At 66.5% G+C, this 21206-nt stretch carries 17 protein-coding genes; 11 read left to right on the top strand and 6 right to left on the bottom strand.

Annotated features, from left to right (window positions below):
• A complete protein-coding gene (gene msrQ / locus AC6H42_RS26495; protein WP_057158329.1) occupies positions 1–636 on the top strand; it encodes a protein-methionine-sulfoxide reductase heme-binding subunit MsrQ in 636 nt (211 codons plus the stop codon).
• Between the two features lie 15 nt (positions 637–651).
• Here the strand turns inward: msrQ and lysA are convergent, their stop codons facing one another.
• Together lysA and lptM are read right to left on the bottom strand one after the other, a co-directional pair.
• Positions 652–1926 carry a diaminopimelate decarboxylase gene (gene lysA, locus AC6H42_RS26490; protein WP_057158328.1) on the bottom strand — a complete coding sequence of 425 codons (1275 nt, stop codon included), beginning with the start codon at positions 1924–1926 and terminating at the stop codon, positions 652–654.
• Positions 1927–1934: 8 nt separating this feature from the next.
• A complete protein-coding gene (gene lptM / locus AC6H42_RS26485; protein ID WP_229418371.1) occupies positions 1935–2141 on the bottom strand; it encodes an LPS translocon maturation chaperone LptM in 207 nt (68 codons plus the stop codon).
• 40 nt (positions 2142–2181) lie between these two features.
• On the opposite strand from lptM, the gene cyaY reads away from it, so the two are divergent.
• Positions 2182–2517, top strand: coding sequence for an iron donor protein CyaY (gene cyaY, locus AC6H42_RS26480; RefSeq protein WP_057158327.1), 336 nt, complete (start codon positions 2182–2184; stop codon positions 2515–2517).
• A gap of 31 nt (positions 2518–2548) precedes the next feature.
• Here cyaY and AC6H42_RS26475 read toward each other — a convergent pair whose 3' ends face one another.
• Complete coding sequence (locus AC6H42_RS26475) at positions 2549–4873, bottom strand: penicillin-binding protein 1A (protein ID WP_057158326.1); 2325 nt, start codon at positions 4871–4873, stop codon at positions 2549–2551.
• 332 nt (positions 4874–5205) lie between these two features.
• On the opposite strand from AC6H42_RS26475, the gene AC6H42_RS26470 reads away from it, so the two are divergent.
• The 8 genes from AC6H42_RS26470 to AC6H42_RS26435 all read left to right on the top strand — a co-directional run bounded on the left by AC6H42_RS26470 (position 5206) and on the right by AC6H42_RS26435 (position 15193).
• Entirely contained in the window at positions 5206–6285 is a 1080-nt protein-coding gene (locus tag AC6H42_RS26470; RefSeq protein ID WP_057158325.1) for a pilus assembly protein PilM, read from the top strand.
• The gene (locus tag AC6H42_RS26465) at positions 6285–6929 is read left to right on the top strand and encodes a PilN domain-containing protein (protein ID WP_057158324.1); all 645 of its coding nucleotides are present in this window, start codon (positions 6285–6287) and stop codon (positions 6927–6929) included. The genes AC6H42_RS26470 and AC6H42_RS26465 overlap by 1 nt, the downstream gene beginning before the upstream one ends.
• Positions 6930–6938: 9 nt before the next feature.
• Entirely contained in the window at positions 6939–7601 is a 663-nt protein-coding gene (locus AC6H42_RS26460) for a type IV pilus inner membrane component PilO (protein WP_057158323.1), read from the top strand.
• Positions 7598–8161 carry a pilus assembly protein PilP gene (locus tag AC6H42_RS26455; RefSeq protein WP_497549324.1) on the top strand — a complete coding sequence of 188 codons (564 nt, stop codon included), beginning with the start codon at positions 7598–7600 and terminating at the stop codon, positions 8159–8161. The genes AC6H42_RS26460 and AC6H42_RS26455 overlap by 4 nt, the downstream gene beginning before the upstream one ends.
• A gap of 47 nt (positions 8162–8208) precedes the next feature.
• Positions 8209–10335: a type IV pilus secretin PilQ gene (locus tag AC6H42_RS26450; RefSeq protein WP_057158374.1), complete on the top strand. Its 2127-nt coding sequence runs from the start codon at positions 8209–8211 to the stop codon at positions 10333–10335.
• A 52-nt stretch (positions 10336–10387) separates the two neighbouring features.
• The gene (locus AC6H42_RS26445) at positions 10388–12328 is read left to right on the top strand and encodes a hypothetical protein (protein ID WP_497549323.1); all 1941 of its coding nucleotides are present in this window, start codon (positions 10388–10390) and stop codon (positions 12326–12328) included.
• A 101-nt stretch (positions 12329–12429) separates the two neighbouring features.
• Positions 12430–14055, top strand: a complete 1626-nt coding sequence (gene aroKB, locus AC6H42_RS26440) for a bifunctional shikimate kinase/3-dehydroquinate synthase AroKB (RefSeq protein WP_057158320.1) — start codon at positions 12430–12432, stop codon at positions 14053–14055.
• Between the two features lies 1 nt (position 14056).
• Positions 14057–15193, top strand: a complete 1137-nt coding sequence (locus tag AC6H42_RS26435; protein WP_497549322.1) for a deoxyguanosinetriphosphate triphosphohydrolase — start codon at positions 14057–14059, stop codon at positions 15191–15193.
• Between the two features lie 154 nt (positions 15194–15347).
• Here the strand turns inward: AC6H42_RS26435 and mutY are convergent, their stop codons facing one another.
• The 3 genes from mutY to mutM are packed head-to-tail and all read right to left on the bottom strand — an operon-like array spanning position 15348 to position 19290.
• Positions 15348–16499: an A/G-specific adenine glycosylase gene (gene mutY, locus AC6H42_RS26430; protein ID WP_497549321.1), complete on the bottom strand. Its 1152-nt coding sequence runs from the start codon at positions 16497–16499 to the stop codon at positions 15348–15350.
• A gap of 13 nt (positions 16500–16512) precedes the next feature.
• Positions 16513–18441 carry a dynamin family protein gene (locus tag AC6H42_RS26425; protein WP_497549320.1) on the bottom strand — a complete coding sequence of 643 codons (1929 nt, stop codon included), beginning with the start codon at positions 18439–18441 and terminating at the stop codon, positions 16513–16515.
• A gap of 9 nt (positions 18442–18450) precedes the next feature.
• Positions 18451–19290: a bifunctional DNA-formamidopyrimidine glycosylase/DNA-(apurinic or apyrimidinic site) lyase gene (mutM, locus tag AC6H42_RS26420; protein WP_057158316.1), complete on the bottom strand. Its 840-nt coding sequence runs from the start codon at positions 19288–19290 to the stop codon at positions 18451–18453.
• 107 nt (positions 19291–19397) lie between these two features.
• Here mutM and AC6H42_RS26415 point away from each other — a divergent pair, with 107 nt between their 5' ends.
• Entirely contained in the window at positions 19398–21197 is a 1800-nt protein-coding gene (locus AC6H42_RS26415; RefSeq protein ID WP_057158315.1) for a tetratricopeptide repeat protein, read from the top strand.
• Positions 21198–21206 lie beyond the last annotated feature (9 nt).

Here is a 21206-nt window from a genome sequence, read left to right as displayed (position 1 = left end):
ATGGCCTTCACTCCCACCGCGAAGCAGGTGACGGCGCTGAAGGCGGCGGTGTTCGTGCTGTCGCTGCTGCCGTTCTTCAACCTGGTCTGGCTCACGGCCAGCGGCCAGCTGGTCGAGCCGCTGCAGTACATCACGCGCGCCACCGGCGACTGGACCTTGTACTTCCTGTGCATCACGCTGGCGGTGACGCCGCTGCGGCGCCTGACGAAATGGAACTGGCTGCTCAAGCTGCGCCGCATGGTGGGGCTGTACGCCTTCTTCTACGGCCTGCTGCACTTCACCACCTTCCTGTGGTTCGACCATTTCTTCGACGTGCAGGAAATGCTCAAGGACGTGGTCAAGCGGCCCTTCATCACGGTCGGCTTTATCGCCTTCGTGCTGCTGATTCCGCTGGCCGTGACCAGCACCAACGGCATGGTGCGCCGCCTGGGCGGCAAGCGCTGGCAGTGGCTGCACCGGCTGGTGTACGTGATCGCCCCGCTGGGCATCTTGCACTTCTGGTGGATGAAAGCGGCCAAGCACGACTTCTCGCAGCCCATCATCTTCGGCCTGGTGGTGCTGGCGCTGCTGGGCGTGCGGGTGTACTGGGCGCGCAGCAAGGCGGCCGCGGCGGGTTACGCGGGCGCCGCCCGCTAAGCCGCCGCTGCGGCGTTACTTGATCACGGACTCCAGCGCGAACAGGTCGGCCGGGTTTTCGCGCTGGCGCACCACGTGCACCTGGGTGCCGTCGACGATCAGCTCGGCCGCGCGGCCGCGCGTGTTGTAGTTGGACGCCATCGTCATGCCGTAGGCGCCGGCCGTCTTCATCACCAGCAGGTCGCCTTCCTTGACCGCCAGCGCGCGGTCGCGCGCCAGCCAGTCGCCGGACTCGCAGATCGGACCGACCACGTCGTACAGCGCGCCGCCGTCGGCCTGCACCACCGGCTGCATGTCCATCCACGCCTGGTACAGTGCCGGGCGCGCCATGTCGTTCATGGCCGCGTCGACGATGCAGAAGTTCTTTTCCTCGCCATGCTTGATGAACTCGACCTTGGTCAGCAGCACGCCGGTGTTGCCGACGATGGAGCGGCCCGGCTCGAAAATCACCTTGATCGGCCGGCCGGCGTGGCGCTCGGCGCGCCACGCGTCCACGCGCGCGAACACGCGGCCCAGGTAGTCGGCCACCGCCACCGGCGCGCCGTCTTCCTCGTCGCCGTAGTCCACGCCGATGCCGCCGCCCAGGTCCAGGTGGTGCAGGTGGATGCCCTCGTCGCCCAGCGCGTCGATCAGCTCGATCAGCTTGTCCAGCGCTTCCAGCAGCGGCGCGTCGTCCAGCAGCTGCGAGCCGATGTGGCAGTCGATGCCGGCCACGTCCAGGTGCGGCAGCTGCGCCGCCGCGCGGTAGGTGGCCAGCGCGTCGCTGAAGGCCACGCCGAACTTGCTGGCCTTCAGGCCGGTGGCGATATAGGGGTGGGTCTTGGGATCGACGTTGGGATTTACGCGCAGCGACACGCGCGCGCGCCGGCCCATGCTGCCGGCCACGTCGTTCAGGCGGTGCAGTTCCGGGATCGACTCCACGTTGAAGCACAGGATGTCGTGCTGCAGCGCCAGGCGCATCTCTTCCACGCTCTTGCCCACGCCGGAGAAGATCACCTTCTTCGGGTCGCCGCCGGCGGCGATCACGCGCAGCAGCTCGCCGCCCGACACGATGTCGAAGCCCGCGCCCTGGCGCGCCAGCAGGTCCAGGATGGCCAGGTTGGAGTTGGCTTTCATGGCGTAGCAGACCAGCGCATCGCGCCCTCGGCAAGCATCGGCGTATGATGCAAAGTTATCGAGCAGCTGCGCTTTGGAATACACGTAGGCTGGGGTGCCGTACTGTTCGGCGATGGCGCTCAGCGAGACGCCTTCGGCGTGCAGCACGCCGTTCTGGTAAGAAAATTGCGACATGGAATGGCTTATTTAGCGGACGATTGTTGGGATGCGGGAGGAGTCGAAGGCACGGGGGCGGACGGCGGCGCCACGCCGGGTTTGCCCTGGGTATTGGCAGAGGCGGGTTTGGCAGGCTGTTTGGGTAAATACAGCGGGCCTTGCTGGCCGCAGCCGCCCAGCAGGGCGGCGGTGCAGGCCAGCGCGGTGAATTGCAGCGCTAATGTGGACTTCACGATTAAAATCACAGTTTGACTAGAGAGCTTGGAGTGTAGCATGACCGAAACAGAATTTTTGACCCTGGCCGACGCCACCCTGAACGCCATCGAGGCCGCGCTGGACCGCCTGAACGACCAGGACATGGTGGACGTCGAATGCAAGCGCAGCGGCAACGTGCTGGAAATCGAGTTCATCGACAACGGCTCCAAGGTCATCGTCAACAGCCAGGCGCCGATGCAGGAGCTGTGGGTGGCCGCCCGGTCCGGCGGCTTCCACTACAAGCGCATCGACGGCCGCTGGATCAACACCCGCGACGGTTCGGAACTGTTCGCGGCGCTGTCCGACATCACCACCGCCCAGGGCGGCGCGCCGGTGGTGATCAGCGAAGCATGAAGAAAGGGGCCGGCGGCCCCTTTTTCTTGGCTTAGAACAACTCGTTCTTGACCGCGTCCTTGGCCTTCTCCTCGGCCGGCGTGGCGCGCGTGGCGCCTTCCAGGCTGGTCACGCCGGTGCCCGGCGGATTCTCCGCGTAGTAGTACTCGCCGTCCACCACGATCATGCCTTCCGGCACGGCCCGCTCTTCGATCGGGATATTTTTCAGCGCCTTGCCCATGTAGCCGATCCAGATCGGCAGCGCCAGGCCGCCGCCGGTTTCGCGGTTGCCCAGGTTTTTCGGCTGGTCGTAGCCGATCCAGGCCACGCCCACCAGCTTGGACTGGTAGCCGGCGAACCAGGCGTCGATCGAATCGTTGGTGGTGCCGGTCTTGCCGGCGATGTCGGGCCGTTTCAGCGACAGCGCCTTGGTGGCCGTGCCGAAGCGCACCACGTCCTTCATCATGCTGTCCATCAGGAAGGCGTTGCGCTCGTCGATGACGCGGTTGGCGTCCACCCCGGCGCGGTCCGGATTGGCTTGCGACAGCACCTTGCCGTTGGCGTCCGTCACCTTCGAGATCAGATACGGCGACACCCGGTAGCCGCCGTTGGCGAACACCGCGTAGGCGCCGGCCATCTGCAGCGGCGTCACCGCGCCGGCGCCCAGCGCCAGGGTCAGGTAGGGCGGGTTCTTCTCCGCCTCGAAGCCGAAGCGGGTGGTGTACTCCTGGCCGTACTTGGCGCCGATGCGGTGCAGGATGCGGATCGAAATCATGTTCTTGGACTTGGTCAGGCCGCGCCGCATGGTCATCGGGCCTTCGTACTTGCCGTCGTAGTTCTTCGGTTCCCAGGCCTGGCCGCCGGTCTGGCCGGCGTCGAAGGAAATCGGCGCGTCGTTGATGACGGTGGCCGGCGACAGGCCGCGCTCCAGCGAGGCCGAGTAGATGAAGGGCTTGAACGAGGAGCCGGGCTGGCGCCACGCTTGCGTCACGTGGTTGAACTTGTTGCGGTTGTAGTCGAAGCCGCCCACCATGGCCTTGATGGCGCCGTCCTCGGTGGAGGCGGCCACGAAGGCCGATTCGATTTCCGGCATCTGGGTGATTTCCCAGTCCTTCTCCTGGCGCATGACGCGGATCACGGCGCCGCGGCGGATGCGCTTGTTCGGCGCCGCCTTCTCCGACAGCCAGGACTTGCCCATGTCCAGCCCGGCGCCGGTGATGGCGATCTCCTCGCCGGTGGCGGTCACCGCCGTCACCTTCTGCGGCGTGGCGTTCAGCACCATGGCGGCCACGATGTCGTCGCTGTCCGGATGCCCGGCCAGTTCGGACTCGATGGCGTCGTCCGCCTCTTCCTTGTTGGCCGGGATGGCGATGTAGGCTTCCGGGCCGCGGTAGGCGTGGCGCTTCTCGTATTCCATCACGCCCCGGCGCAGCGCCAGGTAGGCCGCGTCCTGGTCGGCCTTGGTGATGGTGGTAAACACGTTCAGGCCGCGCGTGTAGGTGTCTTCCTTGAACTGCTCGTAGACCAGCTGGCGCGCCATCTCGGCCACGTACTCGGCATGCACGCCGAACTCGCTGCTGTCGGTCTTCACTTTCAGCGGCTCGGCCTTGGCGGCCTGGAACTGCGCGTCGCTGATATAGCCCAGCTGCGCCATGCGCACCAGGATGTATTGCTGGCGGGTGCGCGCGCGCTTGGGATTGACCACCGGGTTGTAGGCCGACGGCGCTTTCGGCAGGCCGGCCAGCATGGCCGCCTCGGCCACGCTAATGTCTTTCAGATTCTTGCCGAAATAGATCTGTGCGGCCGACGAGAAACCGTAGGCGCGCTGGCCCAGGTAGATCTGGTTCATATACACCTCGAGGATCTGGTCCTTGCTGAGGTTTTTCTCGATTTTCCACGCCAGCAGGATCTCGTAGATCTTGCGCTTGAAGGTTTGCTCGCTGGACAGGAAGAAGTTGCGCGCCACCTGCTGCGTGATGGTGGAGGCGCCCTGGCGCGCGCCGCCGGTGGCGTTGTGCACCGCCGCGCGCAGGATGCCGGCGTAATCGATGCCGCCGTGGTCGTAGAAGCGGTCGTCCTCGATCGCCAGCACGGCCTTTTTCATCACGTCCGGGATTTCCTGGATGCGCACCAGGTTGCGGCGCTCTTCGCCGAACTCGCCGATCAGCACATTGTCGGCCGAGAAGATGCGCAGTGGCATCTTGGGACGGTAGTCGGTCAGCGAATCCAGCTCGGGCAGGTTGGGGTAGGCCATCGCCAGGCCGAACACCACCAGCAGTACCGCGACCATCGCCAGGCCCAGCAAGGAGGCCAGCGCGGTCAGCAGGATTTTCTTGGAACGGGAAGGGGAGGCTTTGGCAGATTGGGCAGTGCTCATGCGCTTGGCTCTTTCGCTATGGTTTCGCTATGGTTATCCGGCCCATTATAAGCGAGCCCAGATAGCAGCGGCGCCTTCCGCATCCTACCGGAAATCAGGAAATATTAACTCTGAGTAACAAAACAACTTAGTTGTTCTTGCGCTCACACAGAGGGAAAACGGGGCGGAGAAAGTGTGGCGAAACGCGCACAGACGGCCAATTGTGCGCAGTAGAAATACCTTTACACTGGATTCATCTTATTGCTAGGATTTAATGTACCGCATCACTTCTGTCTCCTAAACGCTGGTTTTCAAACGAGTTCCCTTATGCATTCAACCACAGGTGTTGCAATATGAACCTGGATCTCGGCAGCCTGTTCGGTGGCGGCAACCCCCCGCTGATCGGCGTGGACATCAGCACCTCCAGCGTGCGCCTGGTGGAACTGTCGCAGGCGGGCAAGGAAGGCTGGCGCCTGGAGCGCTACGCCGCCGAGCCGCTGCCGCGCGGCGCCGTGGTGGACGGTAATATCGAGAACATGGAGCAGGTGGTCGACGCGCTGCGCCGCGTGTGGAAGAAAAGCGGCACGCGCGCCAAGCTGGCCGCGCTGGGCATGCCGCCGGCCTCCGTGATCACCAAGAAGATCGTGCTGCCGGCCGGCATGGCCGAGGACCAGCTGGAAGTGCAGGTGGAATCGGAAGCCAGCCAGTACATCCCGTTCGCGCTGGACGAGGTCAGCCTCGATTTCGACGTGATCGGCCCGGCGCCCAATTCCCCCGACGATATCGAGGTGATGCTGGCCGCCTCGCGCCGCGAAAAGGTCGAGGACCGGGTCGCCATCGCCGAGGCCTCCGGCCTGAAGGCCACCGTGATGGACGTCGAGTCCTACGCCGCGCGCGCCGCGCTGGACCGGGTGCTGGTGCAGTTGCCGGAAGGCGGCGCCGGCCAGATCGTGGCGCTGTTCCAGATTGGCGCTCAGGTCACCCATATTTCGGTGCTGCTGGACGGCGCCACCATATACGAGCGCGAGGCGCCGTTCGGCGGCAACGCGCTGACCCAGGAGATCGTGCGCAGCTACGGCATGGCCTTCGACGAGGCCGAGACGCGCAAGAAGTCGGGCGAGCTGCCGGACAGCTACGGCGCCGACATCCTTGCGCCCTTCCTCGAAAGCGCCGCGCTGGAAGTGACGCGCGCGATCCAGTTCTTCTACACCTCCACGCCCTATACCCGGGTCGACCAGCTGTTCCTGGCCGGCGGCTGTGCGCTGATCCCGGGCCTGCTCGACATCGTGGCCAGCCGCAGCAAGATTTCCAGCGCCGTCATTTCGCCGTTCAAGGGCATGCAGCTGGGACCGGGCGTGCGCGAGCAAGCCTTGCGCGCCGAGGCGCCGGCCTACCTGGTGGCCTGCGGCCTGGCCATGCGGAGGTTTGGCTGATGATCCATATTAATCTGCTGCCGCACCGCGAGGCCAAGCGCAAGCAAAAGAAGGCGGCGTTCTACGCACTGCTGGTGCTGGGCGCGCTGATCGGCGCGGCCATCGTGCTGGCCGTGGGCGGCTACAACGCGCGCGGCATCTCGATCCAGGAGCAGCGCAACAAGGTCATCAAGGACGCCATCGTGGTGCTGGACAAGAAGATCGTCGAGATCGCCACGCTGAAGCAGGAAATCGAAGCGCTCAAGGCGCGCCAGCAGGCCGTCGAGGACTTGCAGGGCGACCGCAACCAGCCGGTGTTCCTGCTGGACGAACTGGTCAAGAACATGCCGCCCGGGGTCTACCTGCGCGCCTTCAAGCAGGAGGGCCAGAAGGTCACGCTGCTGGGCTATGCGCAGTCGCAGGAGCGGGTCTCGGAGCTGCTGCGCAACGTGGCCGGGGTCTCGCCGTGGCTGGAGCGGCCGGACCTGATCGAAGTCAAGTCGACCGGCCTGGGCCAGGGCAAGACGGCCAAGAAGGTGGTGGAGTTCAACATGATCGTCAGCATCAAGCGTCCGCGCGACAAGGACAAGCCGGCCGACGGCAAGCCGGGCGCCAAACCTGCGGCCGGCGCCAACGCCGGCGCAATGGCTGCGGCCAGGAACTGAGGGCCGACCATGGCGATAGATATCAAAGATGCGAGCGCCGCCCTGGCGGACCAGTTCCGCGGCCTGGGCGGCCGCCATCCCGGCCAGTGGCCGCTGGCGCCGCGCCTGCTGTGCGCGGTGGCCATGGTGGTGGGCGTGTCGGCGCTGGGCTATTTCGCCTACTGGAGCGGCCAGTTCGAGGCCAAGGAAGCGCTGGTGGCCGAGGAGCAGCGGCTGCGCGGCGAATACACCATCAAGACCCAGCAGGCGGTCAACCTGGAAGCGCTGCGGGCCCAGAAAGCACAAGTGGACCAGTACGTGGAACGGCTGCAGAAACAGCTGCCGAGCAAGGCCGAGATGGCCGCGCTGCTGTCGGACATCAACCAGGCCGGCCTCGGGCGCGGCCTGCAGTTCGAACTGTTCAAGCCGGGCCAGGTGGTGGTGCGCGACTACTACGCCGAGCTGCCGATCGACATCAAGGTGTCCGGCAACTACCACGACATCGGCGCCTTCGCCAGCGACATGGCCAACCTGCCGCGCATCGTCACGCTGAACAATATGGCGCTGACGGCCGGCAAGGACGGCAACCTGACCCTGGACGCGGTGGCCAAGACCTTCCGCTATCTGGACCCCGACGAAGTGGCGGCGCAGCGCAAGGCGGCCGCCGACAAGAAAAAGGCGGCCAAAAAATGAGCAAGCGCCTTGATACGCTGCGTGATAAGCGGCACGCCCTCGCGCTGGCCGGGCTGCTGGCGCTGGCCGGCTGCGGCGACAGCGACGTGCAGGAAGTGCGCGACTGGATGAAGCAGGTCGACGGCCAGGCCGTGGTGGCCGTCAAGCCGATCAGCGAGCCGAAGACGTTCGTGCCTTACGCCTATGCGGCGCAGCAGGAAATCGACCCGTTCAGCCCCAACAAGCTGCTGGCCGAGCTGGCGCGGCTGGACCGCAAGCCGGGCGGCGGCCTCAAGCCGGACATGGAGCGCCGCAAGGAGTTCCTCGAGACCTTCCCGCTCGACACCGTGAAAATGGTGGGCACGATGGAAAAGGCCAAGGTGGTGTACGCCCTGCTGCAGGTCGACAAGGCGGTGTACCAGGTGCGCGCCGGCCAGCACGTGGGCCAGAACTACGGCCTGATCACCGGCATCACCGAGGACGCCGTAAACGTCAAGGAAATTGTCCAGGATGCCACCGGCGACTGGGTCGAACGCATGTCGAAGCTGGAACTGCAGGAAAGCAAGGAGAACCAAAAATGAACCGCCTTTACACTTCCGCGTTCCGACAGAGGCTGCCGGGCGCCGCCATGCTGGCGGCGCTGTGCTGCGCCATGCTGGCCTGGATCCCGGCCCGGGCCCAGCCGGGCAACGCCATCGAATCGATCACCACCAACCAGCAGGGCGCCAACGTGATCGTCAAGATCGCGCTGAAGAACGCGCCGGAAAAACTGCCGATCGGCTTTGCCATCACCAACCCGCCGCGCATCGCGCTCGACTTCGGCGCCACCGTCAACGCCAGCGGCAAGACCACCCAGGAAATCAATCAGGGCGAGCTGCGCAGCGTCAACGTGGTGCAGGCCGGCGAGCGCTCGCGCCTGGTGTTCAACCTGAAACGCAGCCTGAACTACGCCACCGCCATCGACGGCAACGCCGTCATCCTCACCATCGACGGTTCCGGCGGCCTGGCCACGGCGGTCGACGCCACCGGCTTGCCGGTCAAGCAGCCGGCGGCGCCCGCGGCGGCGGGCAAGCAGCAATTGCGCGACCTGGACTTCCGGCGCGGCGCCAACGGCGAAGGCCGCGTGGTGGTGGACTTGCCGAACAGCCAGGTGGCAGTCGACGTGCGCCCCACCGCCGCCGGCCTGGTGATCGATTTCCTCAAGACCGGCCTGCCGGAGACCCTGCGCCGCCGCCTGGACGTGACCGACTTCGGCACGCCGGTGTCGCAGATCACCACCGTGCCGCAAGGCGACAATGTGCGCATGACCATCGAGGCCAAGGGCCTGTGGGAGCAGAGCGTGTACCAGAGCGACACCCAGCTGGTGGTGGACGTCAAGCCGATCAAGGAAGACCCCAACAAGCTGACCCAGGGCACCCAGGGCTACCGCGGCGAAAAGCTGTCGTTCAATTTCCAGAACGTGGAAGTGCGCGCCGCGCTGCAAGCGATCGCCGACATTTCCGGCCTGAACATCATCACCAGCGACAGCGTGGCCGGCAACCTGACCCTGCGCCTGAAGGAAGTGCCGTGGGACCAGGCGCTGGACGTGGTGCTGCAGGCCAAGGGCCTGGACATGCGCAAGAACGGCTCGGTGCTGTGGATCGCGCCCAAGGAAGAACTGCTGACCAAGGAAAAACTGGAGCTCGAGCAGCGCGCCCAGATCGCCGACCTGGAGCCGCTGAAGTCGGAAATCTTCCAGCTCAATTACCAGAAGGCCGAATCGTTCAAGACCGTGTTCGGCCTGGACGGCGCGGCCGACGCCAAGAACCGCGTGCTGTCGCGCCGCGGCAGCGCCATCATCGAGCCGCGCACCAACCAGCTGTTCGTCACCGACATCGCTTCCAAGCTGGATGACATCCGCAAGCTGATCGCCAAGACCGACATCGCCTCCAAGCAGGTGCTGATCGAGGCCCGCATTGTCGAGGCCAGCGACTCCTTCACCCGCAACCTGGGCGCCAAGCTGGGCTTTGCCGACATGCGCACCATCCGCGGCGGCGACGCCGGCTACCAGCTGGGCGGCGGCAACACCCGCATCGGCATCGGCGGCAACCTGACCGGCGTGGGCCAGACCACCGGCCAGGTCAGCATCGCCAACGCCAACGACAGCTTCAACAACACCCAGTTCGTCAACCTGCCGGCCGCGCCCATCAACGGCGCCGCCGCCGGCAGCCTGGCCATCAGCCTGTTCTCCTCGGCCGCCAACCGCTTCCTGAACCTGGAACTGTCGGCGCTGGAGGCGGACGGCACCGGCAAGATCGTCTCCAGCCCGCGCGTGGTGACGGCCGACAAGACCGTGGCCATCATCGAGCAGGGCCTGGAACTGCCTTACCAGGTGGCCACCAGCAGCGGCGCCACCTCCATCGTGTTCCGCAAGGCCAACCTGCGGCTGGAAGTGACGCCGCAGATCACGCCGGACGGCAACGTGGTGATCGACGTGGACGTAAACAAGGACAGCGTGGGCCAGGAAACCCGGGCCGGCTTCGCCATCGACACCAAGCACGTGAAGACCCAGGTGATGGTTGACAACGGCGGCACCGTGGTGCTGGGCGGCATTTACCAGCAGACCGAGCGCAACAGCGTGAGCAAGGTGCCGCTGCTGGGCGACGTACCGGTGCTGGGCTATCTGTTCCGCACCAATTCGCGCACCAACGACAAGACCGAATTGCTGGTCTTTATCACGCCGAAGATTGTCGCCGAGCGGCTGTCCGCACGCTGAGCCCCGGCCCGCTAACGCAACCAGATTTTTTATGATTACAACGGAAAACAGCATGATGAAAAAATTCAAGGAATGGCTGGCACTGTCGCTGTGCGCGGGCCTGCTGGCGGCGTGCGGCGGCGGCGGCGGCAATCCCGGCGCGGTCAATCCGGGCGGCGGCGGCGGCACCACCACACCGGTGGTGCAGACGCCCACCATCGCGCTGGCGCTGGTCAACAGCGGCGGCACGGCCAGCAATGCGCTGACCAGCGTGGCGCCGTTGACGGCGCGCGCCACCGTCAAGGACAAGGACGGCAAGGTGGTGCCGAACGCGCTGGTGACCTTCGCCTCCAACAGCGCGCCGGGCGGCTCGCCGCTGGTGGTGTTTTCCCCGTCGGCCGGGACCACGCTGACCGACGCCAACGGCGTGGCCACCGTCACCATGCGCCCGGCCAGCCTGGTCGTCAGCGGCGCGGGCACCGTCACCGCCTCGAGCACCGTGGGCGGCACCAACGTGTCGGCGGACGCCAACTACAGCGTCGGCGCCACCGCGATCACGCTCAGCCCCCTGCGCCTGTCGCCGGCCACCATCGGCGCCTACGGCTCGTCCGTGATCGCGGTCGACGTGCTGACCGGCACCACCAAGTACACCGAACAGCAAATGACGGTCAACTTCACGTCGGCCTGCGTCACCGCCGGCAAGGCCACCCTGGCCGCCACCGCGCCCACCAGCAACGGCACCGCGCAAGTGGTGTTCCGCGACCAGGGCTGCGGCAATAACGACGTGGTTACCGCCACCCTCAACAGCGGCGCGGCCACCCCGGCCACCGCCAGCGCCACGCTGACCGTGGCCAGCCCGTCGGCAGCGTCGGTGCAGTTCGTGGGCGCGGCGCCGGTCAGCCAGTCCATCGTCATCAAGGGCGAGGGCGGTTTCGGCCGTACCGAAACGGCCACCCTGACCTTCAAGGTGGTGGACATCTTCGGCAAGCCGCTTGCGGCCCAGCAGGTCAACTTCAGCAAGGCGGCCGGCGTGGACGTGACCATCAACAAGGCCAGCGACAGCACCGACGCCAACGGCGAAGTGATCACCACCGTCAACTCGGGCAGCACGCCGACCTCGTTCCGCATCACCGCCACGCTGGCGGCCAACCCGGCCGTGTCCACCATCTCGGACTCCATCGTGGTCACCACCGGCAAGCCGGTGCAGCAAGCCTTCTCGCTCAGCGTGGGCAGCCCGAACGTGGAAGGCTGGACCTTCGACAGCGGCCCGGTCACCCCGGCCACCACGGTCAGCATCCTGGTGGCCGACCAGGCCGGCAATCCGGTACCGGACGGCCTGCCGGTGGTGTTCCAGAGCAACCTGGCGTCGGTGGGCTCGTCCAGCAAGGGCGCCTGCAACACCGTCAACGGCGGCTGCTCGGTGGACTTCCGCACCCAGAACCCGCGCACCGCGCTGCCCAACCTGCCCGTCACGCCATGCAACTCCGGCAGCGGCCCCGGCGTCAGCGGCGACAGCCCCCGCACCGGCCTGGCCACCATCTGCGCCAGCACCACCGACGGCACCAACACGCTGTTCGCCAAGACCGGCATCTTCCTGAGCGGCAGCTTCGCCGACAACGTGTGGTTCTCCGACACCGCCAGCCCGACCGCGGTACGCCTGAGCGGCGCCGAGTTCGACCTGGGCACCGTGGGCGCCAACGATTCGCGCGTGTTCACCCTGCAGCTGAACGACATCAACAACAATCCGATGCCGGCCGGCACCCGCGTGGACATTTCCAACCCCGTCAACGCGGCCGCCACCGGCGTCTCGCCTGCCACGGTGCAGGGCGTCTTCCCCGGCGCCGGCATCGACAGCAACACGGTGCGCGTGGGGTCCTCGCACGTGGTCACGGTGGGCAGCGTGCAGCCGAAACCTTGCCTGACGGCACTAAATGCAACTTTCAACGTGACTATCACCACGCCGCGCAACAATGTAACCAGTTATCCGTTTAAACTGCGGTTCAGCTGCCCGTAAGGAGGCGGCTGCGGCACCGGCCCCGGCCGGTGTCCGCTTAACTGAAAATTGGATCATTAGTGGCTGATACTTACGGCAGTAACATTTATCTGGTCGGACTGATGGGGGCGGGAAAGACCACCATAGGCCGCATCCTGGCTCGCAAACTGGGCTTGACCTTCATCGATTCGGACCACGAGATCGAGGCCCGCACCGGCGCCTCCATCCCGTGGATCTTCGAGATCGAGGGCGAGCAGAGTTTCCGCCGCCGCGAAGCCGACGTGATCCGCGACCTGACCGCCCAGCGCGGCGTGGTGCTGGCCACCGGCGGCGGCGCCATCCTCAATCCCGACAGCCGGGCCCTGCTGCGCGAGCGCGGCACGGTGATCTACCTGCGCGCCAGCATCAATTCCATCCTCGCGCGCACCGCGCACGACAAGAACCGCCCGCTGCTGCAAACGGCCGATCCGCGCAAAAAGCTGGAAGAACTGATGGCCCAGCGCGAGCCGCTCTACGAGGAAATGGCCCACATCGTCGTCGATACCGGCCGACCTAACGTACAATCGATGGTTCACTCAATTCTGAACCAGCTGGACGCGCTGGCTTGCCAGGCCGCGCCCAACTGTGTCACCACGGCACAACCATCGATGAACGAACAAACCACCATCCTCCTGAACGTCGAACTGGGCGAGCGCAGCTACCCCATTTCCATCGGACCGTCCCTGCTGGCCGACGGCGCGCTGCTGGCGCGCTACGTGGCCGGCAGCAAGGTCGCCATCGTCACCAACACCACCGTCGCGCCGCTCTACCTGGACGGCGTGCGCAGCGCGCTGCAGGCGCACGGCAAGGACATCATCGAGATCATCCTGCCGGACGGTGAAGAGTACAAGACCTGGGACAGCCTGATGACGGTGTTCGACACCCTGCTGGCTGCCAAGGCCGACCGCAAGACCACCTTGCTGGCGCTGGGCGGCGGCGTGATCGGCGACCTGACCGGCTACGCGGCCGCCAGCTATATGCGCGGGGTGGACTTCATCCAGGTGCCGACCACCTTGCTGAGCCAGGTCGATTCCTCGGTGGGCGGCAAGACCGGCATCAACCATCCGCTGGGCAAGAACATGATAGGCGCGTTCTACCAGCCGCGCGTGGTGATCGCCGACACGTCGACCCTGGAAACCCTGCCGGACCGCGAACTGTCGGCCGGCCTGGCCGAGGTGATCAAGCACGGCGCCATCATCGACGCCGAGTTCTTCGACTGGATCGAAGCGAACATCGGCCTGCTGGTGGCGCGCGACAAGGGCGCGCTGGCCTACGCCATCGCCCGCTCCTGCGAAATCAAGGCCGACGTGGTGCGCCAGGACGAGCGCGAGGGCGGCCTGCGCGCCATCCTCAATTTCGGCCACACCTTCGGCCACGCCATTGAAAACGGCCTGGGCTACGGCAACTGGCTGCACGGCGAAGCGGTCGGCTGCGGCATGGTGATGGCGGCCGACCTGTCGCGCCGCATGGGCCTGGTCGACGACGCCACGGTGGCGCGCGTGCGCGCGCTGGTGGCCGCCGCCGGCCTGCCCACCGTGGCGCCCGACCTGGGCACGGCGCGCTGGCTGGAGCTGATGGAAGTGGACAAGAAGAACGAGGGCGGCGCCATCAAGTTCATCCTGCTCAAGCCGCTGGGCAGCCCCAGCATCACCAACGCGCCGCAGGACCTGCTGCTGGAGACCCTGGCCGCCTGCGTGCAGGCCGGCTGAGATGAGCAGCGAAGCCCACCTCGCCCCGTACGCCGTGCATTCGGACCAGGGCGTGGGGCGCCGCTATCCGGAAACGCCGCACGCTTCGCGCAGCCAGTACCAGCGCGACCGCGACCGCATCATCCATTCGACGGCGTTCCGCCGTCTTGAATACAAGACCCAGGTCTTCCTCAACCACGAGGGCGACCTGTTCCGCACCCGCCTCACGCACAGCCTGGAAGTGGCGCAAGTGGGCCGCTCGCTGGCGCGCAACCTGCGCCTGAACGAGGACCTGGTGGAAGCGGTGGCGTTGGCGCACGACCTGGGCCACACGCCCTTCGGCCACGTGGGCCAGGACGTGCTCAACGACTGCATGCGCGAGCACGGCGGCTTCGAGCACAACCTGCAAAGCCTGCGCGTGGTCGACACGCTGGAAGAACAGTACGGCGCCTTCGACGGCCTGAACCTGATGTTTGAAACCCGCGAAGGCATCCTCAAGCACTGCTCGCTGGCCAACGCCAAGTTGCTGGGGCCGGTGGCGCAGCGCTTCATCGACCGCACCCAGCCCTCGCTGGAAGCGCAGTTGACCAATCTGGCCGACGAGATCGCCTACAACAGCCACGACATCGACGACGGCCTGCGTTCCGGGCTGATCACGATAGCGCAGCTGGAGCAGGTGGAATTCTTCGCCCGGCTGTGGCGCGACGTGCAGCGCGCGCATCCCGGCCTGAGCGGCCGGCGCGCCATCTATGAAACCCTGCGCCGCCTGATCACGGCGCTGGCCGACGACCTGCTGGCCACCTCCGGCCAGCTGCTGCTGGACGCCGCGCCGAAGAATCTGGACGAGGTGCGCCGGGCGCCGCCGCTGATCCGTTTCTCGGACCAGATGCGCAAGGACGCCACCGAGCTGAAGCGCTTCCTGCGCGCCAACCTGTACCGGCATTACAAGGTCAACCGCATGCGGGTGAAAGCCAGCCGCATCCTGCGCGAGCTGTTCGAGGCCTTCATGGCCGCCCCGGTGCTGCTGCCGCCCGACTACGTCGATGCCAGCGGCGACGCCACCGCGCAGGCGCGCAAGATCGCCGACTACATCGCCGGCATGACCGACCGCTACGCCATCCGCGAACACCGCCGCCTGTTCTCGCTCGAAGAACTGTAGCGTCACCTGATCCGCGTCAAGCGCCGTGTGCGCGCCACTTGATCGCCGCCCTTGCGCGGCGCATGATGAACGCATGGCCACCACCCTGTCGGTTGTGATCGCGGCCGCCAGCACCACGCTGGCGGTGCTGCGCATGGCGGGATAGCCGCGCCGGCTAGAACATGCGCGCCTGCGCGGCGGCGCTGTCGCCCAGCAGTTCGAGCAGCAGCTTCTTGACGGGGGCGGGCAGGGCGGCGTCGGCCGCGCGGGACGCGTCCAGCCAGACGTGGCGGCCATCGGCGGCGAACGGCGCGCGCTCGGCCAGGGTCACCAGCAGCGGCGCGATGTGCAGCTTGTAGTGCGTGAACACATGCGTGACCGTCATCAGCCGCTCGTGCGACTCCATCTGCCCGAACACATGCACCGCAGCCAGCAGCGCCGCCTGGTCCGCCGGCGGGATGTCGTCGTCCTCGGCCAGCGTGTGGCCGTCCAGCTCCGGCAGGGACAGCAGGCCGCCCCAGATGCCGGTTGCCGGCCGCTGCTCCAGCAGCACCTGGCCCCGGTCGATGATCACCAGCATGGTGGCGTGCTTCTCCGGCGTCGCCTTCTTCGGCTTGCGCACCGGCAGTTCCTTGGTGCGGCCGGTGGCGAACGCCACGCAGCGCGGCTGCATCGGACAGCGGCCGCAGTCCGGGCTGCTGCGCGTGCACAAGGTGGCGCCCATGTCCATCAGCCCCTGCGTGTACGACTCGATGCCCTGCTCGGGCAGCAGCGCCTCGGCGCGCAGCCACATGGCCTGTTCCACCTGCTTCTCGCCGGGGTAGGCGGCTATGCCGAACACGCGCGCGAACACGCGCTTGACGTTGCCGTCCATGATGGCCGCGCGCGCGCCGCCGGAAAACGCCGCGATGGCGGCCGCCGTCGAGCGGCCGATGCCGGGCAGCTCGGCCAGCAGCGCCGGGTCGGACGGGAACACGCCGCCGTACTCGGCCACCACGCGCTGCGCGCACTTGTGCAGGTTGCGCGCGCGGGTGTAGTAGCCCAGGCCGCTCCACTGCGCCATCACGTCCTCCACCGGCGCCTCGGCCAGCGAGCGCAGGGTGGGGAAGCGCGCCAGGAAGCGCGCGTAGTAGCCCAGCACGGCGGACACCTGGGTCTGCTGCAGCATGATTTCCGACAGCCACACCAGGTAGGCGTCGCGCGTGTTCTGCCACGGCAGCGTGTGGCGGCCATGTTGCTGCTGCCAGGCGATCAGGTCGGCGGAAAAAGTGGGGTCGGCATAGTCCGCCGCGCCTTCGGGCGCCAGCGGATGGGTCAAACGTTTCATGGAATTCCTTGGATTATGCGGCGGCGTCCAGCGCCACGAACTCCGCATTGATGGCGATGCTGATATTGCCGGACAGTTCGGTGAGCCGCGCCTTGAGCTGCTCCAGCTCGGCCTGGCTGCGCTCGAAGGCCTCGATCTTCTGTTCCAGGCTGTCGGTCGCGTCGTGGATGCGCTGGATCGACGCCAGCCGGTGCTTGAGCTGGTCCTTGTGCTGCCGGATCTGCGCCTCCAGCGGCGCCATGATCACCTTCAGCCACGCCTCCACGTCCGCGTTGGCCGCCTTCAGGCAGCGCTTCACGGCCGAGGCGATGGAGTCGAAGAAGCGCTCCATCAGCACCACGCGGCTGGTCATCAGCAGGGTCACGGTGCCGAACTGGGCGTCGTAGATGTCCTCGATGTCGGCAATCTCGTCGCGGTAGCGCTCCAGCGAAAACGGCATCGGCGGCGCCAGCGTCAGGCCATGCTCGCTGGAGAATTTACGGTACATCACTTCCATCATGTCGCGGATTTCGGTGGTCTTGTGCTCGGACGCCTGCAAGTCGCGCTTGATATTGTCGAAGAAGATTTTCACCGCCTCGCGCATGCCGGTCGAAAAGCGGCTGCGGTCCATGGCCGCGCGCACGCCCAGCACGTGGTCGCGCAGGATGTCCATGCCCAGGCTGGTGTACAGCTCGGTGGACAGGCGCGTGAACACGGCGCGCGTGGCCTGCAGCTTGAACAGGCTGCTGTCGAACTCTTTCTTCTCCACGTCGATGCGGCGCATCATGTGCGCCACCACGCTCTGGTTCTTGCCGCGCAGGCTTTTCAGTTCGTGCAGCTGCTCCATGATGCCGCGCAGGCGCGCGCCCACCAGCGCCTGCTGCGCGCCGCTCAGCGTGCCCAGTTCTTGCGCCAGCTGCTTGCGCACGATGTCCTTCTTGGCCGGGATCAGCTCATTGAACAGCGCTTTTTCCAGCAGGCCGAGGCGGCTTTTCTCCAGCAGCGCCGCGTCGCTGTTGATCTTGCCCACCAGCGCCTTCTGCGCCGACACCGGGAACACCTGGCGCGGCTCCAGGGCCAGCATGTGCGCCGCGTGCTCCTGCTGGCGCGCGATCTCGGCGTTGACCTCGGCGTCGCTGCGCAGCTCGTCCCACATGCTGTCGATCTTGTTCAGCACCACCAGCCGGCCCGCGCCGTTGCCGATGTGCTTGCGCCACACTTCGATGTCGCTCTTGGTCACGCCGGTGTCGGCCGCCAGGATGAACAGCACCGCGTGCGCGTGCGGGATCAGGTTCAGGGTCAGCTCGGGCTCGGTGCCGATGGCGTTCAGCCCGGGCGTGTCCAGGATCACCAGGCCCTGCTTGAGCAAGGGGTGCGGGAAGTTGATGATGGCGTGGCGCCACAGCGAAATCTCGACCATGCCGTCGTCGTCCAGCGTGACCTGCATGTCCGGGTCGTCCTCGTCGTACAGGCCATAGCGTTTGGCTTCCGCCACGCTCACGTGGCGCGTCAGGCTCACCTGCCGGAACACCTCGTGCATGGCGGCCGGCGAGTCCAGCTCCAGCGGCAGCATGGTCCAGGCCGAGGCGTGTTCGCGGTAGTCGCTGGTGGACAGGTTCTCGGCCCGCGTTTCGATGGGCAGCAGGCGGATGCAGGCCGGCCACGCCGGGTCGTACATCAGCTCGGTGGGGCACATGGTGGTGCGCCCGGCGGCGGACGGCAGGATGCGCTGGCCGTAGTCGGCGAAAAAGATGGAGTTGATCAGTTCGGATTTGCCGCGCGAGAATTCGGCCACGAAGGCCACCGACAGCTTGTCGTCGGCCAGCCGCGCCAGGGTGCGCGCCACGCGCTGCTCGGTGGCGGCGTCGGCCAGTTCGGCGCCGTGCAGCCACGCCTGGTACTGCTGCAACGCCACCACCACGCCGTGGCGCCACGCACTGTACTGTTCAAGATCCCTGACCATGCTTCCCTCTTATTTCTGGCACTGCACACAATAGAAGGTCGAACGCTGCCCCTGCTTGACCTGGCGCACCGGCGTGCCGCACACGCGGCAGGGCATGCCGGTACGATCATAGACGAAATAGCTCTGCTGGAAGTAGCCGGACTGGCCATTGACGCTGATAAAGTCGCGCAAGGTGCTGCCGCCCTGGACGATGGCCTCGGCCAGCACGTCGCGGATGGCCTGCGCCAGCTTCTGGTAGCGCGCCAGGCTGATGCGGCGGGCCGGCGTCTTCGGATTGATGCCGGCGCGGAACAGGCTTTCCGAGCAGTAGATATTGCCCACGCCCACCACGATGTCGCCTGCCAGCAGCACCTGTTTGACGGCCGCGCCGCGCGTGCGCGTCATGCGGTGCAGCAGCTCGCCGGTGAAGGCGCCCTCCAGCGGCTCCACGCCCAGGCCGCGCAGCAGCAGGTGTTCCTCCAGCGCGCCGTCGGCGCTGGCGTGCCACAGCACGGCGCCGAAACGGCGCGGGTCGGTCATGCGCAGGATCTGCGGCCCGCCGCCGGCGTGCGCGCCCACCACGAGGTCAAAATGATCATGTTTTTGCGGCGGGATGCCGGGCGGCAGCACGCGCAGGTGGCCCGACATGCCGAGGTGGATGATCAGCGTGCCGTGCTCGAACTTGAGCAGCAGGTACTTGCCGCGCCGGCCGGTGGCGGTCACCGTGCGGCCGGCCAGCGCCTGCTCCAGTCCGGCCGGGAAGGGCCAGCGCAGGCCGCTGCGCCGCAGCACCACGCCGCGCACGGTGCGGCCTTCGATATGGGGCGCCACCCCGCGCCGGGTGACTTCAACTTCTGGTAATTCTGGCATGGATCGCTTTAAATTAGCTTTAAATAACTTTCGTTACACCTGCAAACGGACGATGACGGTGGCTTGGCGTAAAATCAGGCTAGTTTCCGACCAGTCAGGACTATCCTTTGAAAAACGCACTCGTCATTGTAACCCTCTCCGCAGTGCTTTCCGCTTGCTCCGTTGCGCCGCAAAAACAAGCCGATACGGCCGATCAGCCCGTTCCCGCTGCCGGGCCGGAAACCCGCGACACGCCGGCCATGCAGGCCGTGGCCGCCGCCGCCGCCGTGCAGGCCACCGAGCCCTTGCCCAGCGTCGAGCTGACCAGCGACCTGTTCTACAAGCTGACCAAGGCCGAACTGGACTTCAAGCGTGGCCAGTGGCAAAGCGCCTACGTGACCATGATGGTGCTGGCCCAGCAGACGCGCGACCCGCGCCTGGCCCAGCGTTCGGCCGAAATGGCGCTGGCCGCCAAGCAGGGCGGCGAGGCCATGGCGGCCATCCGCCTGTGGCGCGAGCTGGCGCCGGAGTCCGACGAGGCGGCCCAGTATTTCCTCGGTTTTTCCGTGCTGGGCGACGACCTGAGCGAAGCCGAGCAGGTGTTCGCGCAACGCCTGAAGGCCGCGCCTGCCAATTCGCGCGGCCTGGCCATGTTCCAGATGCAGCAATTCCTGCTGCGCGCCAAGGACAAGGCCGCCGCCTTCGCGCTGATGGAGCGCGTGCTGAAACCGTACGGCCAGACGCTGGAGGCGCATCTGGTCCTGGCCCAGGGCGCCTACGCCAACAACGACGCCGAACGCGCCGCCAGGGAAGCGCAGCAAGCCATGCGCATCAAGCCCGATTCCGAACTGGCGCTGCTGACCATGGCGCAGGTGACGCCCGATGCGGACGCGGTGACCAGGATGGTCAACGGCTTCCTCGCCAAGTATCCGAATTCGCGCGAAGTGCGCGCGGCCTACGCGCGCATGCTGGTCGAGCAGAAGCAGTACGACAAGGCGCGCGAGCAGTTCCAGTTCCTGCTGAAAAGCCAGCCCGACAATCCGGCCACGCTGTATGCGCTGGGCATCATGTCGATGCAGGGCAACGACACGGCCGCCGCCGAAGGCTACTTCAAGCACTTCGTGGAAGTGGTGGACAAGGAGGGCGGCGACGAGCGCGACCCCACCAAGGCGCTGCTGATCCTGTCGCAGATCGCCGAGGAGCGCGGCGACTACGCGGCCGCCCAGTCGTGGCTGGAGCAGATCGACGGCGGCGAGCCGCGCTTGCTGCTGACGGTCAAGCTCAAGCGCGCCCAGCTGGCCGCGCGCATGGGCGACCTGGCCGGTGCGCGCAAGCAGCTGACCGAGATCAAGAGCGAAGACCCGGCCGAACTGGCCCAGGTGGCGCAGACCGACGCCCAGCTGCTGCGCGACGCCGGCCGCAGCGGCGACGCCTACGCGGTGCTCGAAGACGGCGTGCTGCGCTACCCGAACAGCCCCGACCTGCTATACGACTTTGCGCTGGCGGCCGAGAAGCTGGGCAAGATGGAATTGATGGAAACCAGCTTGCGCAAGGTGATGGAAATTGCCCCGGACAACCACCATGCCTACAACGCGCTGGGCTATTCGCTGGCCGACCGCAACCTGCGCCTGGAGGAAGCCTATACGCTGGTCGAGAAGGCCATGCAGATGGCGCCCAACGATCCCTTCATCATGGACAGCATGGGCTGGGTGCAGTTCCGCCTGGGCCGCCTGAAGGAAGCCGAAGCGCTGCTGCGCCAGGCCTACACGCTGCGCAACGATCCCGAGATCGCCGTGCACCTGGGCGAAGTGCTGTGGGCGCAGGGCGACCAGGGCGGCGCGCAGAAGCTGTGGCGCGAGGCGCGCGCCAAGGATCCGCAGAACGACGCGCTGAAGAGCACGCTGGCGCGCCTGAATACGAGTTTGTGATGGAGAGCT

This window comes from Massilia sp. NBRC 108631 (assembly GCF_059704565.1).
Note: the sequence above shows the minus strand (reverse complement) of the source record. Positions and strands in the feature narration are given on the sequence as shown.

Bases quoted from the DNA above. Each gene is read 5' to 3' on its own strand.
- msrQ (WP_057158329.1), top strand. From the start codon at position 1: ATGGCCTTCACTCCCACCGCGAAGCAGGTGACGGCGCTGAAGGCGGCG.
- lysA (WP_057158328.1), bottom strand. From the start codon at position 1,926: ATGTCGCAATTTTCTTACCAGAACGGCGTGCTGCACGCCGAAGGCGTC.
- cyaY (WP_057158327.1), top strand. From the start codon at position 2,182: ATGACCGAAACAGAATTTTTGACCCTGGCCGACGCCACCCTGAACGCC.
- AC6H42_RS26475 (WP_057158326.1), bottom strand. From the start codon at position 4,873: ATGAGCACTGCCCAATCTGCCAAAGCCTCCCCTTCCCGTTCCAAGAAA.
- AC6H42_RS26470 (WP_057158325.1), top strand. From the start codon at position 5,206: ATGAACCTGGATCTCGGCAGCCTGTTCGGTGGCGGCAACCCCCCGCTG.
- AC6H42_RS26465 (WP_057158324.1), top strand. From the start codon at position 6,285: ATGATCCATATTAATCTGCTGCCGCACCGCGAGGCCAAGCGCAAGCAA.
- AC6H42_RS26460 (WP_057158323.1), top strand. From the start codon at position 6,939: ATGGCGATAGATATCAAAGATGCGAGCGCCGCCCTGGCGGACCAGTTC.
- AC6H42_RS26455 (WP_497549324.1), top strand. From the start codon at position 7,598: ATGAGCAAGCGCCTTGATACGCTGCGTGATAAGCGGCACGCCCTCGCG.
- AC6H42_RS26450 (WP_057158374.1), top strand. From the start codon at position 8,209: ATGCTGGCGGCGCTGTGCTGCGCCATGCTGGCCTGGATCCCGGCCCGG.
- AC6H42_RS26445 (WP_497549323.1), top strand. From the start codon at position 10,388: ATGATGAAAAAATTCAAGGAATGGCTGGCACTGTCGCTGTGCGCGGGC.
- aroKB (WP_057158320.1), top strand. From the start codon at position 12,430: ATGGGGGCGGGAAAGACCACCATAGGCCGCATCCTGGCTCGCAAACTG.
- AC6H42_RS26435 (WP_497549322.1), top strand. From the start codon at position 14,057: ATGAGCAGCGAAGCCCACCTCGCCCCGTACGCCGTGCATTCGGACCAG.
- mutY (WP_497549321.1), bottom strand. From the start codon at position 16,499: ATGAAACGTTTGACCCATCCGCTGGCGCCCGAAGGCGCGGCGGACTAT.
- AC6H42_RS26425 (WP_497549320.1), bottom strand. From the start codon at position 18,441: ATGGTCAGGGATCTTGAACAGTACAGTGCGTGGCGCCACGGCGTGGTG.
- mutM (WP_057158316.1), bottom strand. From the start codon at position 19,290: ATGCCAGAATTACCAGAAGTTGAAGTCACCCGGCGCGGGGTGGCGCCC.